This is a genomic window from Acinetobacter sp. YH12227 (assembly GCF_013417785.1).
GTDB classification, from domain to species: Bacteria; Pseudomonadota; Gammaproteobacteria; order Pseudomonadales; family Moraxellaceae; genus Acinetobacter; species Acinetobacter gandensis.
Genome location: NZ_VPDH01000013.1, coordinates 38747 through 59782 on the forward strand (window position 1 = coordinate 38747; position 21036 = coordinate 59782).

A 21036-nucleotide genomic window follows, 5' to 3' on the forward strand; every position below is an offset into this window, starting at 1 on the left:
AAAGCACGGATCCTTCACATGGCATCAACTGATTGGTTATCTCAAGGCACATTAGTCCTCGCAAGCAATAACAAAGGTAAAATTGCGGAATTTGAAAAATTATTTGCAGAGCTCAACTTACCTGTTGAAGTGATTGCTCAAGGCAAACTTAATATTGAAGATGCCATTGAAGACGGTTTAAGCTTTGTCGAAAATGCCATTATTAAAGCCCGTCATGCTTCTAAAATTTCGGGTAAACCTGCGATTGCTGATGATTCAGGGATTTGCGTACCAGTATTGGGCGGTGCACCAGGCATATACTCTGCACGCTATGCAGGTGAACATGGCAATGATGCAGCCAATAACAGTAAATTACTCGCAGACCTCAAACCACTTCGTAAAGAAAGCGAAGTCATCGAAGGCATGTTCGTTTGTGTTTTAGCATTGGTACAACATGCAGAAGACCCACTCCCACAAATTTTCCAAGGCATTTGGAAAGGTGAAGTACTAGAGGCTGCTCGTGGGGAAAATGGTTTTGGTTATGATCCACTGTTCTTGTTACCCGAGTTAGGGCTTTCAAGTGCAGAAATGAGTAAAGAAGAAAAAAATAAAATCAGCCATCGTGGTCAGGCGATGCAACTGTTTAAAGCCAGTTTAGAACAATAAAAACTAAGCTGTATAATGTTGCCCCTTCTCCCCTCGGGGAGGACGGTGGCGAAAGATTCTCTATATTCCTCTCTATCACCGTTGCGCAGCAGTACTATGCATGTCTAGCTAAAAGTGAGTGTTTAAATTAAAGCGAATACATGCAGTAATAAACCATAGATACTCACCACGACACAGCTGATGATCGTACCTGAAGCAATGTATTTTGCCGACGTGCCTGTCCCCTGATAATGCGTTTCCAAAGCCACAATATTGGCTGCTGGCGGTAAACAGAACAATAAGAACATGACCCCAATATATTGTTCAATATTAGGAATAGCGAGGTAACGATAACTCAGCCCACACAGCACCGCGCCACATGCTAATTTTAACAAAGCCGTCTGACTACTTTGCCACAGGTCTGCTTTCTCAACTTTGGTGTGCCTCAACCACATGCCCAATACACACATGCCAAAGAAGCTCATACCAAATTTGGCTGCACTATAAACTACATCAATCAGATCATGCTGTGACCAATATTGCACCCCAACGGAACGAAAAATAAGGGCCAGAATCAAAGCAATCATGGGTGGAGCACAGAGCACTTTTTTTAAAATAAACGAAAAAGCTAACGATGTTTGGCTCACAGCCGTCACTGCCCAGAGATTACCAAAAATAGAGCCACCGATGTATAGCGCCACCATTGCTGGACTAATTTTTGTGCCAAACAACGCAATCGCAAAAGGAAAGCCTAACCATGCCATATTGACATAACTAAAACACAGGGCGCTTAATTTATTCTTTGAAAAGTATAAGAAAAAGTAAAATAAGAGCACTGCCACGACAAAACTGAATAGCATCAGACTAAAGCTACCAGCCTGATAAAACACCATGTTGTAGACAATAACAATCGGAATAAAGCAACGTGCTAAAAGACTTGAAAAGCCTGTTTTCAACCGTGTTGCCAATGGGGTGGATGCAAGGAATAAACCACTAAGAAAGGCCAACAGAGGGAGCAGCAACGTCACTTCAATATCCTTGAAATTTCACCGAATCATCATACACTGCTTTTTCTCAAAATCTGTGCGAAGCGATCGTTTTGTCTTGAAATTGAAACATCATCGTCACCGCAATGTCACACAAGCCTGTTGATATAGGGAAAACGAAAAATGATGAGGATCTACCCATGGCGGGACTATCAATTTGGCACGTACTAATTTTTGCAATTGTGGTTATTCTTCTTTTTGGTACAGCCAAACTTAAGAACTTAGGTAAAGATGTCGGCGGTGCCGTGAAAGACTTTAAAAAATCAATCCGTGATGAGGAAGCTGAAGCAGCTCAGCTAAATGAACCACGAACGATTGATGCTCATGTCAAAAGCACCGAAAGTTCTATTAAAAGCTAAGCGAGCACTGCCATGCTAAATGTGGGTATGACGGAACTCTTATGCTTTGCGATCGTTGCATTATTAGTTCTAGGTCCTGAGAAACTACCTGAAGCAGCACGCTTTGCAGCCAAATGGTATGGCAAAGCCAAACGTTTTATGAATAGCGTTCAAACTGAGGTAGATCGTGAGCTAAAGCTTTCTGAATTTCGTCAGGAAATCCAAAAAGAAATTGAGCGTATGACCGAAATAGAACAACGCTTACAAAAACAACTCGATCATCTCAGTAAATCAGCTCCAACAACAAAAACTGAAAATACGACTGCATATGAATATCAGTGGCTCACACCCTCTCCATTAACACCATTTTCAATCAACCATCTTAAACAACATGGTACACCTTTGTTTACTGCAGCAAATATACCTATTCAGCCCCAATTGAAGATAGCCGTATGAATCAAGTGTCAACAAGGCCAGACTCAAACACAGGCCAAGATGAAGAATTAGAACAAATGCCTGTCATGCAGCACTTAATTACACTGCGCAAGTATTTATTTAAAATCGTCGGCATTACCCTGTTGCTGTTCTTTTGTTTATTGCCTTTTCGCAATACGACTTATCAACTGTTATCTGAGCCACTACGCCAACAACTGCCAGTCAACTCAACCATGATTGCGACAGATGTCACAGCAACATTTATGGCACCGTTTAAATTAAATCTATTTGTTGCTCTGGTGTTAGCAATGCCAGTCATCATTTACTTAATTTGGTCTTTTGTGCGACCTGCACTATATGAGAAAGAGCGCTTCTTGGCGGTTCCACTGCTTGTGGGTAGTATCGCACTGTTTTATATCGGGATCGCGTTTGCCTACTTCATTACGCTTCCAGCAATTTTACATTTTTTTATCAGTGTCTCGCCTGAAAGCGTCGCTCCAATGACGGATATCAATAGTTATCTCAGTTTTTGTTTGAAACTCTTTTTGGTTTTTGGACTCACTTTTGAAATCCCAATTATTACTTTAGTCCTAATTTTAATTGGTGTCGTTAGCACACAGAGTCTCGCTGAAAAGCGTCGTTTCATTGTCGTGGGATGCTTTTTCATTGCGATGTTTGTCACACCACCTGATGCACTTTCGATGATTATGCTTGCGGTACCCATGTGGCTGTTATTTGAAATTGGTTTATTTTTCGGAAAATTATTAGAGAAAAGAAAAACAACAAGCCACTAAAACTTGAGAATTACAAACTTCTATCTTATTTCCTCCAACACTGTATGGAGGATTTTTTATTTCATGTCGTATCTATTGCCCTATCAAATACTGTCTTCAAATTGACCCTAAACTGTAAATAAAACGTCACTTCTGCTTCATACAATCTAGCTCGACTTACTTACAATTATTGATATGGACTTACTATGACAGCCACAACAAATCAGCCAAGTCGTCGTGATCTTCTAAAATGGTTTGCGGGAATCCCTTTTTTACCGCTTGGGGCAATGACTACTGCAGCAGCATTGAGCGGTTGTAATGATAGTGACAATGACACAGCGGTAACACCACCTGTAACAAAACCTGCAAATCTAAAAGCTGCAACATTTACAGCGATGGCAGCGCCTATTGCAATTGCAGACCGTGCTAAAACATCAGTCAGTTCGAAACTCAAAATCGACTGGGATGACTCAACCAGTTCAGAGTATCAACTTGGTTATAAAAGCTTTTTTGAAACAGGCAATACTGTGCCTAAATGGGGCGGTGGTGAAATTATTGCTGGGGGATATTTTAACGCCAACGGCGACCCAATTATGGATACATCTGTTCCAGCGTCGCCACGCCAATTCTTTTCAGACTGCCCAGATGGCTCCTCACTTATTCATTTAGACGGTGCTCAAGTCGAAGGTGTGAATAACCCAGTATTCCATGTTGTGCAATTTGAATATGCCTCACAAAACCTAGCAGGCGCGAGCGAGTATGGCAACTTACCCTCCCCAATTGCAATTTTGACATTAGACCAGAACCAAACAACAGGTCATTTAGAGCTTAAAAAATACTTTAATGTCGATACCTCTGCAGTTCATGGTTTATGGATTACTTGTGGTGCAAGCATGTCACCGTGGAACACACATTTATCTAGTGAAGAATATGAACCTGATGCATTTGAACAAGGCATTGGTGGACCAAGTCCAAAAGGAATCAGCAAAAACTTCTTTGGTGATGAGGCCGCAGCTAAACCATATAACTATGGTCATTTACCTGAAGTGATCGTAAATAAAGACGGCAGTGGTAGTATTGTTAAACACTTCTGTATGGGCCGTATTTCGCATGAACTGGTACATGTCATGCCCGATAACCGTACCGTAATTATGGGTGATGACTACACCAACGGTGGCTTCTTTATGTTCATTGCCGATGTCGCAAAAGATTTGTCAGCAGGTAAACTTTATGTCGCTAAATATGTATCTGAACTGACAGAGAGCAGTACAGGACAAATCAAATGGATTGAGCTAGGTCATGCAACTAGTCAAGAAATTGAAAAAATGGTTAATGTTGACAATATCCAACCTAGCGACATCATGGAAAGTTTAACAACTAATCCAAATGACGCATCATATACCGAAATTATTTTGGCCAAGAAGAAGCTTTGGGTAAAAGTAAAACCAGGTATGGAAAAAGCAGCAGCCTTCCTTGAAACCCACCGCTACGCAGCACTCAAAGGTGGCAGCATGGCCTTCACGAAGATGGAGGGAACCACCATCAACATTAAAGACAAAGTTGCGTATTCTGCTTTAGCAAATATTCAAGATTCAATGATCAAAGACAATGCAGCTTGGGTTGCCGCACACAATGTTTCATTCACGAAGAAAATCACTGCAGGTGGCGTACTAGCACACGATTTAACAGCAGGACAGAACACAACCGATGGGCAGCCTATCAACAGTGAATGGATTCCGTATCAATCGAAAATGCTATTGATGGGTGAGGACATCACAGTGGATAGCTTAGGTAACACAGCAAATCCAGATAAAATTGCAAGCCCTGACAATTTGAAGTTCTCTGAAACACTACGCACCTTATTCATTGGTGAAGACAGTGGTAACCATCCAAATAACTTCTTATGGGCTTATAACGTGGATACCAAAGCAGATCCTGTACGTTTACTCTCAACCCCTGCAGGTGCAGAATCGACTGGTTTACATGCAGTAGACTCAGTAAATGGTTGGACTTATATCATGAGTAACTTCCAACATGCGGGTGACATGAAGAGCTTATCTGAGGACTTAAAAGCAGCAACTTTAGCCAATTACAACAATGGCTATAGTGCAAGTGTCGGTTATTTAACAGCAGACTTGATGCCATCAGTAGAAAAGAAAAAGACTGAAACCAAAGCCTCTTAAGTCATTCCAAAAAAAATGCCGACTTATGTCGGCATTTTTTATGATTTAAAAAATACCACTTGTTCCGTGATTTTTCCTTTGAACTCACCCTGCTGCTGCTTTTCAAGCCAAGACCATTGTTCATGGGTCATGCGTAAGAAGTTAGAACAGCGTGTCCCATAAATAGGGCTTTGAATAAAGGTCGAAGACAATAGCTCTTCCATATCCTGACTAATGCCAGTTTGCGGCAATAAGTCTGTAATAATCTTGCGCTCATCCTCCAAAATATCCCAAGCTGTCTTCTCTAACTCACTTTGTAAGATATGGGATTGTTGCAACATCGGTAAGAACTCTTGGGTAAAGCGCTTACGTAAATGTTTGGTTTTTTCCCAATGTTCCGTCATCAAACCATTCGACACCACATACACGCCTTTCGGAAGAACCTGTGGTGCTTCACCACGATTGCTCATGTAGACCGCCTGATGCCGATCCCCCATAAAAAGATTAAAGCCCGCATAGTCACATTGTTTTTTCTCTAAGTCTTGAGCAAAACGAATCGGGGTTTGTTCAGACTCTAAAAAGGATTGAATCAAATGTCCACGAGACGTTGGATAGCTGGTTTGATCAGTGCCATCGCGAAAGTTCGTTAAAACGGCCCAACGTCCTGTTGGCGTTATACCCATCCATGTGCCGCCAGACTGCAAATCTTGTCCCGCAATAATTGGACTATCCGCCCATTGTTGCAAACTTGCAGTGGGGCGCTGGTAAAACTCATCTCGGTTTGAAATCAGACAAAGTGGTGTGTCATCCAACACCTGCCAAGCAAAAGCCACGATGCACATAATAGACTCTCAAAATCTTTACACATTGAATGTACAACATTTTTCCAAGCTTTCAGCTAAAATCTGTGCAAAACATAATGACAAGGAACAGCAATGCTGACTTATCCAAATATCGACCCTGTGGCGATATCACTGGGCCCTTTACAGGTGCACTGGTATGGCCTGATGTACTTATTGGCATTTTTATTTGCTTGGGGGCTTGCGACTTACCGCGCTAAACAGCGTGGTTGGACAGCAGAAATGGTCTCTGATCTGATTTTTTACGGTGCTTTGGGTGTGGTTGTTGGCGGTCGTATTGGCTATGTATTCTTTTACGGCTTTGAACAATTCCTTGCCAATCCCCTCTGGCTCTTCCAAGTCTGGACTGGTGGTATGAGTTTCCATGGCGGTTTCTTGGGTGTGATGATCGCCATGCTGCTGTGGTGTAAGAAATACAAAATGACGTGGTTTCAAACCCTCGATTTTATTGCACCCTGTGTCCCTACAGGCTTAATGTTTGGTCGAATTGGTAACTTTATTGGTGGTGAACTCTATGGCCGTGCGGTAAGCGACCCAAACTTTGCATTCGGCATGATATTTCCGACAGATCCGCTGCAATTGGTACGCCACCCCTCTCAACTTTACCAAGCGCTGTGTGAAGGCTTAATTCTATTTATTGTGTTGTGGTGGTTTAGTTCTAAACCGCGCCCACGCTTTGCGGTTTCAGCATTGTTCCTGATTGGTTATGGTATTGCACGCTTTACCGTGGAATTCTTCCGTGAACCGGACAATGGTCAACTATTCATTGGTTGGATGAGTAAGGGACAATTCTTAACAATTCCAATGATTCTGATTGGTCTATGGATGATGTGGTATGCCTACCAGAAAAAAATATATGACTGGGGCCCACAAAAAAATAGTTAATTAAAAGCAAATTTAGCGAGGCAATGCCTCGCTTTTTTATGTGCTGTATTTTCTCTTCAATACAGTCACTGAACTCAATGCTCGAACTATGCTAAAGTTTAGTTTGCTTATTTCAATAAACATACACTTATGCTTGAATTTTGGTTCGATCCGACGGTTGCTGTTGTAAAGAAAGTCTTATTTTTTATTGCAATGGTGGTACTTACAGGTGTGCTGTATTGGATGGAGCCATTAAAACTCGATGCCATACTTATGTTCTTAGGCACTGGTGTGATTTTTTTGATTTGCCGTTATTGCAAAATTCATTTTGCCTCAAAAAATCCGACTGGCTTACTCTACCGCCTACTCACTTGGATTCCGATTGCGCTGTTACTTGCCTTGGTCTTTATCAACATGAATAATGGTGAAATTCTAATTCCAGGTGCACAAGGTATTGGCTTTATGGCATTGGCAATTTGCTTACTTTCCCCCATTGCCCTGCTCAATAAAAATAATCTAACGCATGACGACGGAAAGGCTTAAATGCTAGATTTTTGGTATTCCGAACGTTGCACACGCCAAATTAAACTCATATTGTGCATAGGCACGTGTATTCTCATTTTTATCTGCTCAGAACAAGCACAATTAGCGCCCATTTTTGTGGGACTCTGCCTCGTCATTGGTTTAATGATTGATGTGCTTTATACACTAAGAATAAATCAACTCAAAGCGCTTCCACAGGCATTGAAATGGTGTTTGGCTATTCTGCCTATTCTATGTTTATTGTGCTTAATCTATTTTTTACCCAATGAAATGCACGGCCTATTGGTACTGCAATGTATCAGTTTTACTTTAATTGGATTTTTTCTTGTCTCGATATATAGCCATCGTGCGAAACGTTTTGATTAAAATCTTGATTCGCATACCACTTCGCATTGAATATTAATCTCATGAAGTGAAAGCAATTGAAACTGAAATTGGGGGGATTACTGCTGCAAACGATAATAGGTATATTTGACATTTGGATTACGGTAAACCGCATAACCAGACTGACGATAATCTGACACCCAGCCATTGCCTGAATATGCTGCAATGTGCCCGTAACGGCTGCTTTGATTACGGTCAATAATATAAATGTCGCCTTTCTTTGGACGATCAAAAGACAAGTTAATTTTCTGATAACCAATTTTTTGAAGTGTACTACCCCAATCTGCTGCAGCAACAGGATGCCCATTAAAACGAGCACCCGCAGACTCTAATGCCAAACGCACACTGCGTGCACATTTTTGCGTACTCGATTGGCGGGTAATGCCCTGTAAAAATCCTGTAAGACGATCGATATCGATACGCTGACCATTTTTAGAAATCACATTGGAGGATGATTTTTGTTCAGCTTTTGTGCTGTTCGGTCTTCCCGCATTTTTGCCAGACTGAGAACGAATTATGATGTTTGCTTGAACTGGAGCATGCACTTCACTCAAGTTTACGTTGTGATCATAAGCCATTCTAAAACCCACACTCCTGCCTTATTTTGAGGCACTTCAAATTTGATAACGGCAGTGATAGTAACCCCTAAAGAATGTTTTTTCATGTAAAAAATGTAAGATTTCTTAAACAAATAGCTTAAAAATGCGTTAATTGCTTACTAAGCCAACAAGGTCAAACATTAGTTAAATTCTTAATTTATAAATCTTATTTTCAATCTTAAAATTGTCATTACAAAAAATAAAACATGTTTAATTTTTAATCAAATCTACATAGCATTTGCAGTAATTCTTTGCTGATAAAATGCAAAATCCATCACAATGTTATTCTTTGTACAGCGTCATTAATGCCATCAAAAGTCGTCTTCCGCTCTCATTTAAATGATCAACTTTATAATGCACCATTAGAAAAAAACAGCCTGATCGAGCATCAATTTAAAGTCATCACTTTAGACTTATTTGAGAACGACCTATCAAAGATCTGTCATTTTTGCATGCTTGCGAGTTGTTTCATCAACATCAAAAACACGCTAATATGTGCCTCAAGAAATTCACCCACTATGAGAGAGACATGCGCCAATATTTAGACCTTTTACAACACATTCTCGACAACGGCGGCGATAAAGGCGACCGTACAGGTACGGGGACTCGTTCTGTATTTGGTCATCAAATGCGTTTTGATCTTTCTAAAGGTTTCCCTTTACTGACCACTAAAAAGGTTCATTTCCGCTCAATTGTGATTGAACTGTTGTGGTTTTTAAAAGGTGACACTAACGTTAAATACCTACAGGACAACAAAGTTTCAATCTGGGATGAATGGTCAACGGCGGAACAAACTGCACGTTTTGGTCGTCCTGAAGGCGAACTGGGTCCTGTCTATGGTCATCAATGGCGTAATTTTGGCGCAACCAAAAAAGTGGATGGTTTATACGAGCAAGATGGGTTTGACCAAATTAAATGGCTTGTGAATGAAATTAAAACCAATCCAAACTCACGCCGCTTAATTGTGTCGGGTTGGAATCCAAATGAAGCGGGCAATGTTGCCTTACCGCCATGCCATACATTGTTCCAATTCTTTGTACAAAATGGAAAACTGTCTTGTCAGCTTTACCAACGCAGTGCAGATGTATTTTTAGGCGTACCATTTAACATTGCAAGCTATGCGTTATTAACCCATATGATTGCACAAGTTTGTGGTCTAGGTGTCGGTGACTTCGTGTGGACAGGTGGCGATACCCATTTATATGCCAACCACTTCGAACAAGCGCAACTCCAATTAAGTCGTGACCCGTTAGAACTGTGCCAATTAAAATTAAATCCTGAAATTACAGATCTCTTTGATTTCAAATTTGAAGACATTGAAATTGTAGACTATGAATCACATCCTGCGATTAAGGCACCAGTTGCGGTTTAAAACATAATTTCAGAATGAAAAATGAAATCCCGCTTTGCGAAAAGCGGGATTTTGCATTTTAATAGAGACACTTTTTATGTGTGTTTGAGTTTAGGTATGTCATTCCAAAATTTAGAAGTGGTTCATGTGGTTGCAATGGATCAACAACACTGTATCGGCAAGGGTAATGACTTACCTTGGCACATCTCCGCTGACTTAAAACATTTTAAAGAAATCACCCAAGGTGGCGTTGTAGTGATGGGACGCAAGACTTTAGAGTCGATGGGACGTACCTTACCAAAACGTGTCAATTGGGTGATTACCCGTGATACATCTTGGTCTTTTGAGGGCACTAAAGTTGCTTACAGTATTGAAGATGCCTTAACTCAGGCCGTTGCTGATGTAGCCACATCTGACAAACCAACCAGTATTTTCATTATCGGTGGTGGTGAAATTTTTAAACAAACGTTGGATATTGCCGACCGTCTTGAACTGACGCATGTTGAATTGGATGTGCAAGGCGATGCACACTATCCAGAAATACCTTCAAACTTTAAAAAAGTCGCTTCAGAACAACATATTGACGACAAAACCAATATTGCTTTTGAGTTCGCAACTTACCGAAAATAAAGCAAAATCCCAAGAAAAAATAACTATGCAGCAGTATGACAAAAGCTACATTTTAAAAAGAATAGGCAGCAGTACCCTGCATGCTTTATTTAGTTTGTTTGTCATCTGCTCATCCATTTGGCTGTGCTTGGCCTTATGGATTCAACTACCTGCTGGCTGGCTCGGTAGTCGTATCATTATTGGTATTTGGATTGCCTTCGCATTAAGTATTCTTGGCATTTATATCACCCAACATTTCTTTAGTCGCCGTAAAGACGTTCTGATTTATATTATTGGCTTTGTTTGTAGCTTATTTTGGTATTTTGGCATGGCACCACGCCAAGACCGTGACTGGAATCCAGAAGTTGCTGAAATACTACATTATGAAAAGCAAGGCGACCTGATCACCTTACACAATGTACGAAACTTTGATTGGCACGCCGATGGCTCCTATAGTGCACGTTGGGAAACACGACAGTTTGATCTCAGTAAAATCAATGGGGTCAATATTGTGACTTCTTACTGGATGGGGCCTCAAATTGCCCACACTTTGGTGAGTTTTGATTTTAGTGACCGTAAACCACTGACCTTTTCGATTGAAATTCGTAAAGAAAAGAATGAAGAATTTTCAGCGATTGGCGGTTTCTTTCGCAAATATGAACTTAGCCTGATTGCATCGGATGAAAAAGATTTAATTTATACGCGGAGCAACACTCGTGGTGAACAAGTTTATTTCTTTCCCGTTGATATGCCTAAAGCTGAAATGCAGGCTTTATTTGTTGAATATTTACATAAAGCTGATGAGCTACAAAAGCAACCTAAATGGTATAACACCCTAACTTCGAACTGCACCACATTGGTTTTTGACATGGTGCAAGCCGTTTCAAAGCACGAATTACCAACCGATTATCGCTTATTTGCTTCAGGTTATTTACCTAATTATTTACATGACTTACAAGCGATCAATCCGCAATGGGATATGAAAACTTGGTACCAAAAAGCCCACGTCAATCCACGCGTATCTCAACTCAAGCATTTAAGTAGCCAAGAATATTCCGAAAAAATTCGGATGGGATTGCCACATAGTAATAGTGAAAATAACGTCAATCATTTTTAAATTTTAAAAATTGATACAATTTTTACTGGCTGTCATGCACATTATTTGTTTATATAGAACAAGTGCATTCTAAAGAGAATTTCCATGTTAAAACAATTATTTGTCATTGCAGCACTGTCTTCTTCTCTTGTTATTTCAGGCTGTGAAACTGTTCCGCCACAAGACAATGTCACCACCAATCTTAACCAACTCCAAAACCGCACATGGATTGCGACTTACATCGGCAATCAAGAAATCAAAACTGCACCAAGTGCCCACAATATTCCAAGCCTTCAATTTGATGCCGCAACAAAACGGGTATCAGGTGCGGATGGTTGTAATCGCATCATGGGTAGTTATAACGCAGGTAAAGATACTTTAACTTTCGGCCCACTTGCAGGTACACAAATGGCATGCCTCAATAATAATGGGCTAGATCGAAAGTACAATGAAGCACTTGCCAAAGTGACGCACTATCAAGTTTTTGGTAAAACACTCAAATTGTTAGATCGTTATGGTAACCCACTGATTCAATATGAAAGCGCAGTACAACCACGCTAAACTCATTTATAAAAAGCCTGCATTTGCAGGCTTTTTTATTACTGATCCGTCAATAAAAGTGCTTTTTTGACACAGAAATTTGCTTTAAATATACAGACGTATATTGCAGTAATTGGTTATAACCCCCATATAAAATTCAGAAATGAATAATAGGTATAGATATGCAACAGGCTGTTTTTGGTGGTGGCTGCTTTTGGTGTGTAGAGGCAGTCTTTCTACAACTCCTTGGTGTGGAAAAAGTCGTGAGTGGTTATGCCGGTGGTCTCACTGTTAACCCGACCTATGAGCAAATTTGCGAGGGCGACACACAACATGCAGAAGTAATTCAAATACATTTTGATGAGAGTAAGATTAGCTTTAGTCAATTGCTTGATGTTTTTTTTGCGACGCATGATCCGACGACACTGAACCGCCAAGGCAATGATGTTGGCACACAATATCGCTCAGTAATTTATTATCAAAATGAATTACAACAGCAAGAAGCACAACAACGTATAGATGAACTCAAGGCTGAAGGACTCAACATTGTGACTGAACTCAGTCCAATGCCAAGCTTCTATCCTGCCGAAGACTATCATCAGAACTTCTTCGCACGTAATCCGAATCAGGGTTACTGCAATTTCTCAATTCCACCCAAACTAATGAAGCTCCGTAGTAAATTCCAAGATTTACTCAAGTCAGAGTAATTATTTTATAAAAAAAAAGCGACCTTTTAAGGTCGCTTTTTTTTTATTAGAAACTTAGTTATCACTGGCAAATGCAATATCGCTGAGTCCGGCTCCACTCGCACGAGACATCACTTGCGCTACAGTGTCATAACGTGATTCTTTATCTGCTTTTAGCACTAACGCAGGTTTACGCTCTTGTTGACCCGCTGCATTTAAGCGGCTTTCTAGGTCTTGAAGGCTGACGATATCGCCATTCCAAGCAATATCCCCTGCTGAGTTAATGCTGATCGTCACACTTTCAGGTGGCAGATCAATCACTTCCGCAGTCGTTTGTGGCAAGGTTAATGGAATTGATGGGTTAGCAACAGTTGCTGTCACCAAAAAGATGATCATCAATACCAACATAATATCGATGAGCGGAATGAGGTTCATCTCATTCATGCCAGCATCGTTGTCTTCACCCAATTGAAAAGCCATTAAGCTTGACCTCCAGCTAAACTTTGCTGAGTTGCTTTAACGTCATCTTTCTTTACAGCAGATTCTTGTTGCAACATGGTGTCAATTAATAGGCCATGTGCTTGATCTTGCAATTCATTTGAAAGTGTACGGTTAAAACGAACACAGATGTTATATGCCAATACAGCAGGAATTGCGACAGCTAGACCTAAGCCCGTCATGATCAGTGCTTCACCTACAGGTGTTGCCACTTGCGCTAAGCCCGCTTGACCACTTTTACCTACTGCAACAAGTGCATGGAAAATACCCCAAACTGTACCAAACAAACCTACGAATGGTGCAATTGAAGCAATCGTACCTAAGACTGAAACGCCCTTTTCTGCATTGGCTTTTTCAACTGAGATTTGACGTAACAATGCTTGTTCAGCTACAGCTTTGCGTTGCTCAAAACCAAGAGGAGTAAGTTTTGCTTTCAGTTTAGTTAGTGCATCTGCAAGGTGATCATACGCTACTTGCTTTAACTGACGAGTGCCCATAATGCGCAGGACAAAAACGGTCCAAGTCGCAATCGACATTGCGAGTAACACGAAATACAGTGTTTTGCTGACTGCATCTGCATGTTGCCAATAAACTGAAAAGTTCATATTCGAACTCCTAATGGGTTAGCCGGAATCTTATTTAAGTTTAAAGTTAAATGGTTGATCTACACGCGTCGGCGTAGCCACACCATTATCTATATATTTGGACAAACGTGCACGCTTCACGGCAGCCGTTACTTTACGGTTTACCGCAGCGCCACAAGTTGAGTTTTTCACTGTTGCAGATTCAATCTTACCTTCTGCACTCGCTGAAATTGCCACTTCAACAGAGCAAGATGCTTTCAACTCACCATCTTCAAATTGTACATTTGGCGATTTGATCCAACTTACCCCATTACCAATACTCACTGTCTTAGGCGTTGGTGGCGCAGGCGGTGCTGGAGGTGCAGGTGGTGGTGAAACAGGTGCAGGCGGTTTTGGTTCAACACGCACGACTTTAGTTTCAGACACTACAGTTGAAACAACCGGTGTTGGAGGAACATTTTTGACCGCTTCAACTGTTGGTTTTGGCGCATCTTTCTTTTTCACCTGTTCTACTTTTTCCACTTTTTTCGGTGGAGGTGGTAGCGGTTTATCTACAATTTTGACTTCTTTTGGCTTCGGTGGCTCTTTCTTCGGTTCTGGTTTTGGTTTCGGAGGTTCAGGTTTCTTCTCCTCCTTAATTTTCACAAAACGCACCTTAATCGGGTCTTTATCAACCGGTTTCAGTTCAGGTGTTTTCATGTTGCCAACAGCCCACAATACCCCCACATGCCCAACCACAACGGCAACGAGTGCAGTAATGATTTTCTTTTTCATTGGGTTTGAAGATTGCATCATTGGAGCGGGAGATTGACTCATTAAAATCAGTTACCTTGAAGAAGCGACTACAGTTCAATTTTTGAAAATGCAATCATGCTCATCGGTTAGCACAATTAAAGTACCGCAATAATAAATGAGAAGTGTTTTCATTTGCAACTATTAATTCGGTCGTTTTTATGACTTTTTTTAATCACAAATAAAAAAAGGCATACCTATTGTATGCCTTTTTTTTGTTCGATGTGTATCCGAATTATTGGAATACCACCGTTTTATTACCATCTACAATGATACGGTCTTCTAGGTGCCACTTTACTGCACGTGCGAGTACATTACGTTCGACGTCTTGACCTAATTCACGTAATTGCTCAACCGTAAAGTCATGACTCACACGCTCTACGTCTTGTTCAATAATCGGACCTTGGTCTAGGTCAGCAGTCACATAATGCGCTGTTGCACCAATCAGTTTCACACCTTTTTCATGCGCTTGCTTATATGGATTTGCACCAACAAATGCAGGTAAGAAAGAATGGTGAATGTTGATGACTTTCATTTCCCATTTTTGAACGAATTCTTCATCCAAAATCTGCATATAACGTGCAAGTACAAGTAAATCATTACCTTGCATCAACTGATCAATTTGCTCATACGCTTCACGTTTGTTTTCTTTGCTCACAGGAACAACTTCAAACGGAATACCAAAGTTTTCTACCGACTCACGTAATGTTTCGTGATTTGAAACAACTTTGGTAATTTCACATGCCAAACCGCCACGTGCATGACGCCAAAGTAGCTCTAGCAAAGCATGGTCAACTTTAGATACTAAAATACCGACTTTCTTAACATCACTCACCAAAGCCAAACGCCAATGCATGCTGTAACGCTCTGCCACGTTTGATGCGAAGGTTTGGGTTAAGTTTTCTTTACGGCTTTGTAAGTTATCTAGCTCAAACTCAACACGCATGAAGTAACGCCCGCCCTGAGCTTCAGTGGCATATTGATCAAGTGCAGTAATATTTGCACCTTGATGATACAAAAAGCTCGATACAGCTTGCACAATACCCGGTTTATCTTCACAAGTAATGAGTAAGCGTGCTGTGTTAGCGGTCGACATATTCATGTTGGTTTATATCACTAATCAGTTAAATTGAAAAAAGAGCCGAGTATTCTAACCCTTTTTAAAGCCAGACTAAATAGTCTTATTCAGCTTCCGATTTTTTTGCACTAGAAAGACTGGCAAATAAATCTGATGGCCCTAGGGTTTCTAGCAGACGCTCATAGGTTTCACGGCTTTCACCACGTAAATACGCACCTTCCAAAAACACCATTTGACGCAATGCCTGCCAGACCCACTTTTCTTCTAAAGTATTTGAGTCGGTAATATGGCCAGACATATAAAGGAAGTTGGTCCAGTTGGTCAGTACAATCCATAAATTGATGGTCAAAGCCTCAATTTCAGATTCAGTCATTTGCATTAAACCAGCATCAACGAAGGCACGATAAATTTTTTGACCTTGCTGCATGACTTGGCCTGCAAAACGTGGGTACATTTTGCGGAAGTCTTCGTTATTTTCCACCAAATGATAAACATCACGGTGTAGGAAACGATAAGCCCATAATTGACTACTTAACACCTGAAAGTAACGAATCTTGTCATTGGCATCCAATGCACGATCGTCAGGTAAAGCTAACATTTCCAAGGTTTCTTGCTGATATTGCTCCATCAACTCCTTAATAATTTCACTTTTATTACGGAAGTGATAATACAAATTACCCGGGCTCATACCGAGTTCAGCTGCAATGTGATTGGTTGTGACTGAACGCTCTCCACGCTCATTAAACAACTGCAAACTCAGCTGCAAAATACGTTCTTTCGTTTTTAAAGTTTTGGTGTGAGACATCCTAAAACAACCATTTTTTCAATGTATTAGAACCCTAACACATAAAGTAACTTGACTATTTAGAGTATTTGCTCTAAAAATTTAATTAATCGCTAAATTTCGATATGGTCGTGCGACATGAACAGTCAGACAAAAACAACTTCAATGACACCACATTCTTTTGATAACCAACACTTAAATGACATGTTGGAACAGCAAAAACAGGCTTACTTACGTTACCCATTGCCAACGGCAAAAGAGCGTATTGACCGTTTGGCTCGGCTTAAGCGTATCTTAGTTAAGTATCAAGATCAATTTGCTGATGCAATTAATCAAGACTATGGTAATCGTTCTGTCGGTGAAACCAAGATTGGTGAGCTGCTCACCTGCCTTGAACACATCAAATATTATAGCAAGCATTTGACTGACTGGATGAAACCATCCAAACGTCATGTCGGCATTATTCATCAGCCAGCAAAAGCATGGGTACAATATCAACCACTTGGCGTGGTCGGTATCATTACTCCATGGAACTACCCACTGCTTTTGTCTATTGGGCCACTGATTTGTGCCTTGGCAGCGGGTAACCATGCCATGATTAAAATTTCAAGCTCATCTGCAGCATTTGGTGCCGTGCTTGAAAAAGCCTTAGCTGAAGCATTTCCACAAGAGCTGGTGGCTGTTGTAAATGGCGGCGGTAAAATTTCAGATGATTTTAGCCATTTGGCTTTCGACAAGATGATTTTTACGGGCTCAACTAACGTCGGTAAAACCGTGATGGCAGCAGCTGCAGAAAATCTCGTCCCTGTCATTTTAGAGCTTGGTGGTAAATCACCTGTACTGGTACATCCGTCTATTGATTTAGCAGATGTTGCCCAACGTCTTGCGGTTGGTAAATTATGGAATGCCGGTCAAACTTGTGTTGCACCTGACTACGTGTTCTTACCACGTGGTAAAACTGCTGACTTTTTAGATCACTACAAAGTTTGCGTTGAAGCGATGTATCCAAGTATTGCTCATAATCAGGACTATACTTCGATTATTAACGACAAGCAGTACAATCGCCTACAAGGCTATTTAGAAGATGCGCGTGATCAAGGTGCACAAATCATTAGTTTCAACCCGCAACAAGAAGATGTCGATGTTGTGCGCAAAATTGCACCAACTGTTTTGACGGGTGTCACACCAAATATGCAAATTATGCAACACGAAATCTTTGGTCCAATTCTTCCAATCATGGAATATGATCAAATAGATGAGGTTATTGCTTTTATTAATAGCCGTCCTCGTCCACTTGCATTATACTACTTCGACTTTGATCAGGCGCGTGCCGACTATGTCGCGCAACGTACCCATTCAGGACATTTCGGACAAAACACGGTATTGACTCATGTTGCTCAGGATGACCTACCATTTGGTGGGGTTGGTGCCTCGGGTATGGGTAAATATCATGGTCCAGAAGGTTTCTTCAGTTTGTCGCATGAACGCTCGGTAATGTCGAATCCAAAACTCTATAGTTTGAAATTCATTCTGCCACCGTTTAATAAGCCGATTCACAAACTGATTTCGAAGACACTTCTTCGATAAACGATCAAGGCATGAACGATCACACCAGTTGATGCTTCGTTTTGTGGAAAATCGCTTGTCTTTTAAGCGCATTTTTGGTATAAAACGCCCCTTGAATGAATTCAATGTTTTTTTTGACTGGCCATACAGATTTGCTGTTGGCTAAATCAATGGAGTTACACCATGTCTAAGGTTTGCCAAGTTACCGGCAAGCGTCCAGTCGTTGGTAACAACGTCTCACACGCCAACAACAAAACTAAACGCCGGTTCGAGCCGAACCTGCATCACCACCGTTTCTGGTTAGAAAGCGAAAAACGTTTTGTACGTCTTCGTCTAACTACAAAAGGTATGCGTATTATCGACAAATTGGGTATCGAAAAGGTTATTGCTGACCTTCGTGCTCAAGGTCAAAAGATCTAAGGAGCTACGAACATGCGTGATAAAATTCGCCTAGTTTCTTCTGCTGGTACAGGTTATTTCTACACTACCACTAAGAACAAACGTACTATGCCGGAAAAAATGGAAATCAAAAAATTTGATCCAAAAATCCGTCAACACGTAATCTTCAAAGAAGCTAAAATCAAATAATTTTAGTTTTTTGAAAAAAACGGCCTTTCTGGGTCGTTTTTTTTTGCATTTTTTTTATTCGAATTGTTAAACTTTCAAGGTATTTTTTGGCATTTTTCGTGCTTGTAATTTTTACCCTTAACCTTGGCTTAAGGAGTTTTTAGTGCCTCATGATGTAGAACTCATAATATTACTCGCTGTAGGCTTTGGCTTTGCCCTCATTTTTGGCTATGTCGCCGCACGCCTACGACTTCCTCCCCTTATTGGCTACCTCATAGCCGGTATCATTATTAGCCCAAACACCCCGGGCGTCGTCGGTGACATTCACCTCGCCAATCAGCTTGCAGAACTTGGTGTTATGTTCCTGATGTTCGGCGTGGGTATGCATTTTTCACTGAATGACTTGATGCAGGTCCGACGGATTGCATTACCTGGTGCCATATTACAAATTACCGTTGCAACCCTTTTAGGTATGGGTATTTCAATGCTTTGGGGCTGGAGTATGGGGTCAGCATTGGTCTTCGGCTTAAGCCTGTCCTGTGCGAGTACTGTAGTTCTACTCAAAGCCCTAGGCGACCGTGGTTTACTCAACTCAGTAAACGGTAAAATTGCCGTAGGTTGGCTCTTGGTCGAAGACCTTGTAATGGTTCTCGTATTGGTTTTATTGCCAGCAACAGCCGTTCTGTTAGGTGGCCAGCCACTAACTGAAGGCGGCTCAGATGAAAATATTTGGCTCACCCTAGGCATTACATTACTTAAAGTCGCAGGCTTTATTGCCTTCATGCTCATTATTGGCAAACGCCTCGTCCCAATGATTATGCAAGTCGTGGCGCGTTTAGGTTCTCGCGAATTATTCACGCTTACTGTTGTTGCGGCGGCTGTATCAATCGCATTTGGTGCTTACAAAGTTTTTGGCGTATCCATGGCGCTAGGCGCATTCTTCGCAGGTATGGTGGTAAAAGAGTCTGATTTCAGCCACCGCGCTGAAGAAGAAACCCTACCTTTGCGTGAAATTTTCTCCATCTTGTTTTTTGTTTCGGTGGGTATGCTCTTTGACCCACGAATCTTAGTTGAACAGCCCTTACACGTATTGGCAGTTGTTGCCATCATCATGATTGGTAAGACTATTGCTGCAATGGCGTTGGTATTGTTCTTCCGCTATCCAATCAATACTGCCCTAACCGTAGGCGCAAGTTTGGCGCAAATTGGGGAATTCTCTTTTATTCTAGCAACACTCGGTGTTTCGTTAAATTTACTGTCACTTGAAGGACAAAATTTAATTTTAGCCGGTGCATTAATTTCAATTACCCTAAACTCGTTTATATTTTCTGCTATTGAGCCTGTGCAAAAACTGATTCGTGAGCGCTCGAATTTGGCTCGTTTACTGGAACGTAGTGGTGACCCATTAGCGATGCTGCCAGATGAGGTTTCACAAGACTACCTACGCGATCAAGTGGTGTTGATTGGTCATGGTGAAGTCGGTCGTCGTATCACACGTGCACTCATGAATGAAGACATTAAAGTAGTCATAGCCGAAGAGAACCGTGAAATCGTTGAAAATCTGCGTGAAAAAGGTATTGCAGCTGTTTCAGGTGTAGCAACGGAACCTGGTGTATTGATCCAAGCTCATATCCAACATGCTCGCCTGTTGGTCATTTCACCGATGGATATTTTAGATATTCATAAAATTGTGGATATTGCGAAAACACTTAACCCTTCGATTCAAGTACTCGTTTGTGCAGAAAGTAAAGAAGAAGCCGAAGTGATTCGCCGTGAAAATATTGGTGAGGTGTACTACGCCAAAGAAGAAATGGCCAAAAATATGAGCAATCATATTTTGAACCAAATTCAAATTGCACACCATCAAACACCAACACATTAACATTCAATAATTTTGCATATTCGTGCATGAATGTTCGAAACATAAAAACCTGAGAAGGCGATACAGCATTGTGTCCCCTTCTTCATTTTTATCAACATTGAACAAAGATAAACTTCTTAAACAGATATAACGATTTGAATTTTAATAGTAGTTTTAATTTTATACAGGATAAAAATACGATAAGATGATGACTAAATAAGCTGCCTCAAGCAGTGTTATAGCATCTCTAAAACTGAACTTAAAAAATCGGTGGTGTTTCAAAAAGTATGCTGAAACAAAGCAGGTTGAATTTTGATAAAATAGAGAAATGCGAATAACTCTAGAAATCAAATGTCCAACCTGCCTCAGTGACAGTATAAAGAAAAATGGCATCAA

26 protein-coding genes are annotated in these 21036 nt (G+C 40.9%); 17 read left to right on the forward strand and 9 right to left on the reverse strand.

Going from position 1 to position 21036, the window contains the following annotated elements:
- The first annotated feature begins 18 nt into the window (after nt 1–18).
- The gene (gene rdgB / locus FTV09_RS04590) at nt 19–645 is read left to right on the forward strand and encodes an RdgB/HAM1 family non-canonical purine NTP pyrophosphatase (RefSeq protein WP_180057005.1); all 627 of its coding nucleotides are present in this window, start codon (nt 19–21) and stop codon (nt 643–645) included.
- Between the two features lie 122 nt (nt 646–767).
- On the opposite strand, the gene FTV09_RS04595 is transcribed toward rdgB, so the two are convergent.
- Nucleotides 768–1652: a permease gene (locus FTV09_RS04595; protein WP_180057007.1), complete on the reverse strand. Its 885-nt coding sequence runs from the start codon at nt 1650–1652 to the stop codon at nt 768–770.
- A gap of 158 nt (nt 1653–1810) precedes the next feature.
- Here FTV09_RS04595 and tatA point away from each other — a divergent pair, with 158 nt between their 5' ends.
- From tatA to FTV09_RS04615, 4 genes are all read left to right on the forward strand, one after another.
- A complete protein-coding gene (tatA, locus tag FTV09_RS04600) occupies nt 1811–2029 on the forward strand; it encodes a Sec-independent protein translocase subunit TatA (RefSeq protein ID WP_004692445.1) in 219 nt (72 codons plus the stop codon).
- A 12-nt stretch (nt 2030–2041) separates the two neighbouring features.
- A complete protein-coding gene (gene tatB / locus FTV09_RS04605) occupies nt 2042–2464 on the forward strand; it encodes a Sec-independent protein translocase protein TatB (protein WP_058868900.1) in 423 nt (140 codons plus the stop codon).
- A complete protein-coding gene (tatC, locus tag FTV09_RS04610; protein WP_004692449.1) occupies nt 2461–3237 on the forward strand; it encodes a twin-arginine translocase subunit TatC in 777 nt (258 codons plus the stop codon). Before tatB ends, tatC begins: the two co-directional genes overlap by 4 nt.
- Nucleotides 3238–3422: 185 nt before the next feature.
- Nucleotides 3423–5399 (forward strand): PhoX family phosphatase, encoded by a 1977-nt coding sequence (locus tag FTV09_RS04615; protein WP_180057008.1) that lies wholly within the window; start codon nt 3423–3425, stop codon nt 5397–5399.
- 38 nt (nt 5400–5437) lie between these two features.
- Here the strand turns inward: FTV09_RS04615 and FTV09_RS04620 are convergent, their stop codons facing one another.
- Entirely contained in the window at nt 5438–6220 is a 783-nt protein-coding gene (locus tag FTV09_RS04620; protein WP_180057010.1) for an NRDE family protein, read from the reverse strand.
- A 93-nt stretch (nt 6221–6313) separates the two neighbouring features.
- Between FTV09_RS04620 and lgt the strand changes: the two genes are divergently transcribed.
- The 3 genes from lgt to FTV09_RS04635 all read left to right on the forward strand — a co-directional run bounded on the left by lgt (nt 6314) and on the right by FTV09_RS04635 (nt 8011).
- Complete coding sequence (gene lgt, locus FTV09_RS04625) at nt 6314–7123, forward strand: prolipoprotein diacylglyceryl transferase (protein ID WP_067763713.1); 810 nt, start codon at nt 6314–6316, stop codon at nt 7121–7123.
- A gap of 129 nt (nt 7124–7252) precedes the next feature.
- Complete coding sequence (locus tag FTV09_RS04630) at nt 7253–7645, forward strand: hypothetical protein (protein WP_067763716.1); 393 nt, start codon at nt 7253–7255, stop codon at nt 7643–7645.
- Nucleotides 7646–8011, forward strand: a complete 366-nt coding sequence (locus tag FTV09_RS04635; protein WP_081410294.1) for a hypothetical protein — start codon at nt 7646–7648, stop codon at nt 8009–8011.
- A 77-nt stretch (nt 8012–8088) separates the two neighbouring features.
- On the opposite strand, the gene FTV09_RS04640 is transcribed toward FTV09_RS04635, so the two are convergent.
- Nucleotides 8089–8607: a peptidoglycan amidohydrolase family protein gene (locus tag FTV09_RS04640; protein ID WP_067763719.1), complete on the reverse strand. Its 519-nt coding sequence runs from the start codon at nt 8605–8607 to the stop codon at nt 8089–8091.
- Nucleotides 8608–9157: 550 nt separating this feature from the next.
- On the opposite strand from FTV09_RS04640, the gene thyA reads away from it, so the two are divergent.
- The 5 genes from thyA (at nt 9158) to msrA (ending at nt 12931) form a co-directional block, all read left to right on the forward strand.
- Entirely contained in the window at nt 9158–10000 is an 843-nt protein-coding gene (gene thyA / locus FTV09_RS04645) for a thymidylate synthase (protein ID WP_067763722.1), read from the forward strand.
- Nucleotides 10001–10096: 96 nt separating this feature from the next.
- Nucleotides 10097–10609 carry a dihydrofolate reductase gene (locus tag FTV09_RS04650; RefSeq protein WP_067764140.1) on the forward strand — a complete coding sequence of 171 codons (513 nt, stop codon included), beginning with the start codon at nt 10097–10099 and terminating at the stop codon, nt 10607–10609.
- A 25-nt stretch (nt 10610–10634) separates the two neighbouring features.
- Nucleotides 10635–11705, forward strand: a complete 1071-nt coding sequence (locus tag FTV09_RS04655) for a DUF4105 domain-containing protein (RefSeq protein ID WP_067763741.1) — start codon at nt 10635–10637, stop codon at nt 11703–11705.
- Between the two features lie 84 nt (nt 11706–11789).
- Nucleotides 11790–12245 (forward strand): META domain-containing protein, encoded by a 456-nt coding sequence (locus FTV09_RS04660; protein WP_067763744.1) that lies wholly within the window; start codon nt 11790–11792, stop codon nt 12243–12245.
- Nucleotides 12246–12406: 161 nt separating this feature from the next.
- Entirely contained in the window at nt 12407–12931 is a 525-nt protein-coding gene (gene msrA, locus FTV09_RS04665; RefSeq protein WP_180057012.1) for a peptide-methionine (S)-S-oxide reductase MsrA, read from the forward strand.
- 54 nt (nt 12932–12985) lie between these two features.
- On the opposite strand, the gene FTV09_RS04670 is transcribed toward msrA, so the two are convergent.
- The 5 genes from FTV09_RS04670 to FTV09_RS04690 form a co-directional block, all read right to left on the reverse strand.
- On the reverse strand, nt 12986–13390 hold the full coding sequence (locus tag FTV09_RS04670) for a biopolymer transporter ExbD (RefSeq protein WP_067763750.1): 405 nt from the start codon (nt 13388–13390) through the stop codon (nt 12986–12988).
- Nucleotides 13390–14013 (reverse strand): MotA/TolQ/ExbB proton channel family protein, encoded by a 624-nt coding sequence (locus FTV09_RS04675; RefSeq protein WP_067763754.1) that lies wholly within the window; start codon nt 14011–14013, stop codon nt 13390–13392. Before FTV09_RS04675 ends, FTV09_RS04670 begins: the two co-directional genes overlap by 1 nt.
- Nucleotides 14014–14043: 30 nt before the next feature.
- A complete protein-coding gene (locus FTV09_RS04680; RefSeq protein WP_067763757.1) occupies nt 14044–14808 on the reverse strand; it encodes a TonB family protein in 765 nt (254 codons plus the stop codon).
- Nucleotides 14809–15019: 211 nt separating this feature from the next.
- Nucleotides 15020–15886, reverse strand: coding sequence for a formyltetrahydrofolate deformylase (purU, locus tag FTV09_RS04685; protein WP_067763760.1), 867 nt, complete (start codon nt 15884–15886; stop codon nt 15020–15022).
- Nucleotides 15887–15965: 79 nt separating this feature from the next.
- Nucleotides 15966–16667, reverse strand: a complete 702-nt coding sequence (locus FTV09_RS04690) for a TetR/AcrR family transcriptional regulator (protein WP_067763763.1) — start codon at nt 16665–16667, stop codon at nt 15966–15968.
- Between the two features lie 117 nt (nt 16668–16784).
- Between FTV09_RS04690 and FTV09_RS04695 the strand changes: the two genes are divergently transcribed.
- The 4 genes from FTV09_RS04695 (at nt 16785) to FTV09_RS04710 (ending at nt 20661) form a co-directional block, all read left to right on the forward strand.
- The gene (locus FTV09_RS04695; protein WP_067763766.1) at nt 16785–18233 is read left to right on the forward strand and encodes a coniferyl aldehyde dehydrogenase; all 1449 of its coding nucleotides are present in this window, start codon (nt 16785–16787) and stop codon (nt 18231–18233) included.
- A gap of 162 nt (nt 18234–18395) precedes the next feature.
- A complete protein-coding gene (gene rpmB, locus FTV09_RS04700; protein ID WP_031952295.1) occupies nt 18396–18632 on the forward strand; it encodes a 50S ribosomal protein L28 in 237 nt (78 codons plus the stop codon).
- A gap of 12 nt (nt 18633–18644) precedes the next feature.
- Nucleotides 18645–18800, forward strand: coding sequence for a 50S ribosomal protein L33 (gene rpmG, locus FTV09_RS04705; RefSeq protein WP_001205031.1), 156 nt, complete (start codon nt 18645–18647; stop codon nt 18798–18800).
- Between the two features lie 142 nt (nt 18801–18942).
- Nucleotides 18943–20661, forward strand: a complete 1719-nt coding sequence (locus FTV09_RS04710) for a cation:proton antiporter (protein ID WP_180057014.1) — start codon at nt 18943–18945, stop codon at nt 20659–20661.
- Nucleotides 20662–20820: 159 nt separating this feature from the next.
- Here FTV09_RS04710 and FTV09_RS17915 read toward each other — a convergent pair.
- Nucleotides 20821–21036: hypothetical protein (locus tag FTV09_RS17915; RefSeq protein WP_218950143.1), on the reverse strand; the 216-nt coding region annotated here is incomplete at its 5' end.

Coding starts and splice junctions, on each gene's coding strand:
- thyA (WP_067763722.1), top strand. CDS start 9,158: ATGCGCCAATATTTAGACCTTTTACAACACATTCTCGACAACGGCGGC.
- tatC (WP_004692449.1), top strand. CDS start 2,461: ATGAATCAAGTGTCAACAAGGCCAGACTCAAACACAGGCCAAGATGAA.
- msrA (WP_180057012.1), top strand. CDS start 12,407: ATGCAACAGGCTGTTTTTGGTGGTGGCTGCTTTTGGTGTGTAGAGGCA.
- tatA (WP_004692445.1), top strand. CDS start 1,811: ATGGCGGGACTATCAATTTGGCACGTACTAATTTTTGCAATTGTGGTT.
- FTV09_RS04620 (WP_180057010.1), bottom strand. CDS start 6,220: ATGTGCATCGTGGCTTTTGCTTGGCAGGTGTTGGATGACACACCACTT.
- FTV09_RS04690 (WP_067763763.1), bottom strand. CDS start 16,667: ATGTCTCACACCAAAACTTTAAAAACGAAAGAACGTATTTTGCAGCTG.
- FTV09_RS04660 (WP_067763744.1), top strand. CDS start 11,790: ATGTTAAAACAATTATTTGTCATTGCAGCACTGTCTTCTTCTCTTGTT.
- FTV09_RS04670 (WP_067763750.1), bottom strand. CDS start 13,390: ATGGCTTTTCAATTGGGTGAAGACAACGATGCTGGCATGAATGAGATG.
- purU (WP_067763760.1), bottom strand. CDS start 15,886: ATGAATATGTCGACCGCTAACACAGCACGCTTACTCATTACTTGTGAA.
- FTV09_RS04640 (WP_067763719.1), bottom strand. CDS start 8,607: ATGGCTTATGATCACAACGTAAACTTGAGTGAAGTGCATGCTCCAGTT.
- lgt (WP_067763713.1), top strand. CDS start 6,314: ATGCTGACTTATCCAAATATCGACCCTGTGGCGATATCACTGGGCCCT.
- rpmB (WP_031952295.1), top strand. CDS start 18,396: ATGTCTAAGGTTTGCCAAGTTACCGGCAAGCGTCCAGTCGTTGGTAAC.
- FTV09_RS04675 (WP_067763754.1), bottom strand. CDS start 14,013: ATGAACTTTTCAGTTTATTGGCAACATGCAGATGCAGTCAGCAAAACA.
- FTV09_RS04650 (WP_067764140.1), top strand. CDS start 10,097: ATGTCATTCCAAAATTTAGAAGTGGTTCATGTGGTTGCAATGGATCAA.
- rpmG (WP_001205031.1), top strand. CDS start 18,645: ATGCGTGATAAAATTCGCCTAGTTTCTTCTGCTGGTACAGGTTATTTC.
- FTV09_RS04630 (WP_067763716.1), top strand. CDS start 7,253: ATGCTTGAATTTTGGTTCGATCCGACGGTTGCTGTTGTAAAGAAAGTC.
- FTV09_RS04635 (WP_081410294.1), top strand. CDS start 7,646: ATGCTAGATTTTTGGTATTCCGAACGTTGCACACGCCAAATTAAACTC.
- tatB (WP_058868900.1), top strand. CDS start 2,042: ATGCTAAATGTGGGTATGACGGAACTCTTATGCTTTGCGATCGTTGCA.
- FTV09_RS04680 (WP_067763757.1), bottom strand. CDS start 14,808: ATGAGTCAATCTCCCGCTCCAATGATGCAATCTTCAAACCCAATGAAA.
- FTV09_RS04655 (WP_067763741.1), top strand. CDS start 10,635: ATGCAGCAGTATGACAAAAGCTACATTTTAAAAAGAATAGGCAGCAGT.
- rdgB (WP_180057005.1), top strand. CDS start 19: ATGGCATCAACTGATTGGTTATCTCAAGGCACATTAGTCCTCGCAAGC.
- FTV09_RS04615 (WP_180057008.1), top strand. CDS start 3,423: ATGACAGCCACAACAAATCAGCCAAGTCGTCGTGATCTTCTAAAATGG.
- FTV09_RS04695 (WP_067763766.1), top strand. CDS start 16,785: ATGAACAGTCAGACAAAAACAACTTCAATGACACCACATTCTTTTGAT.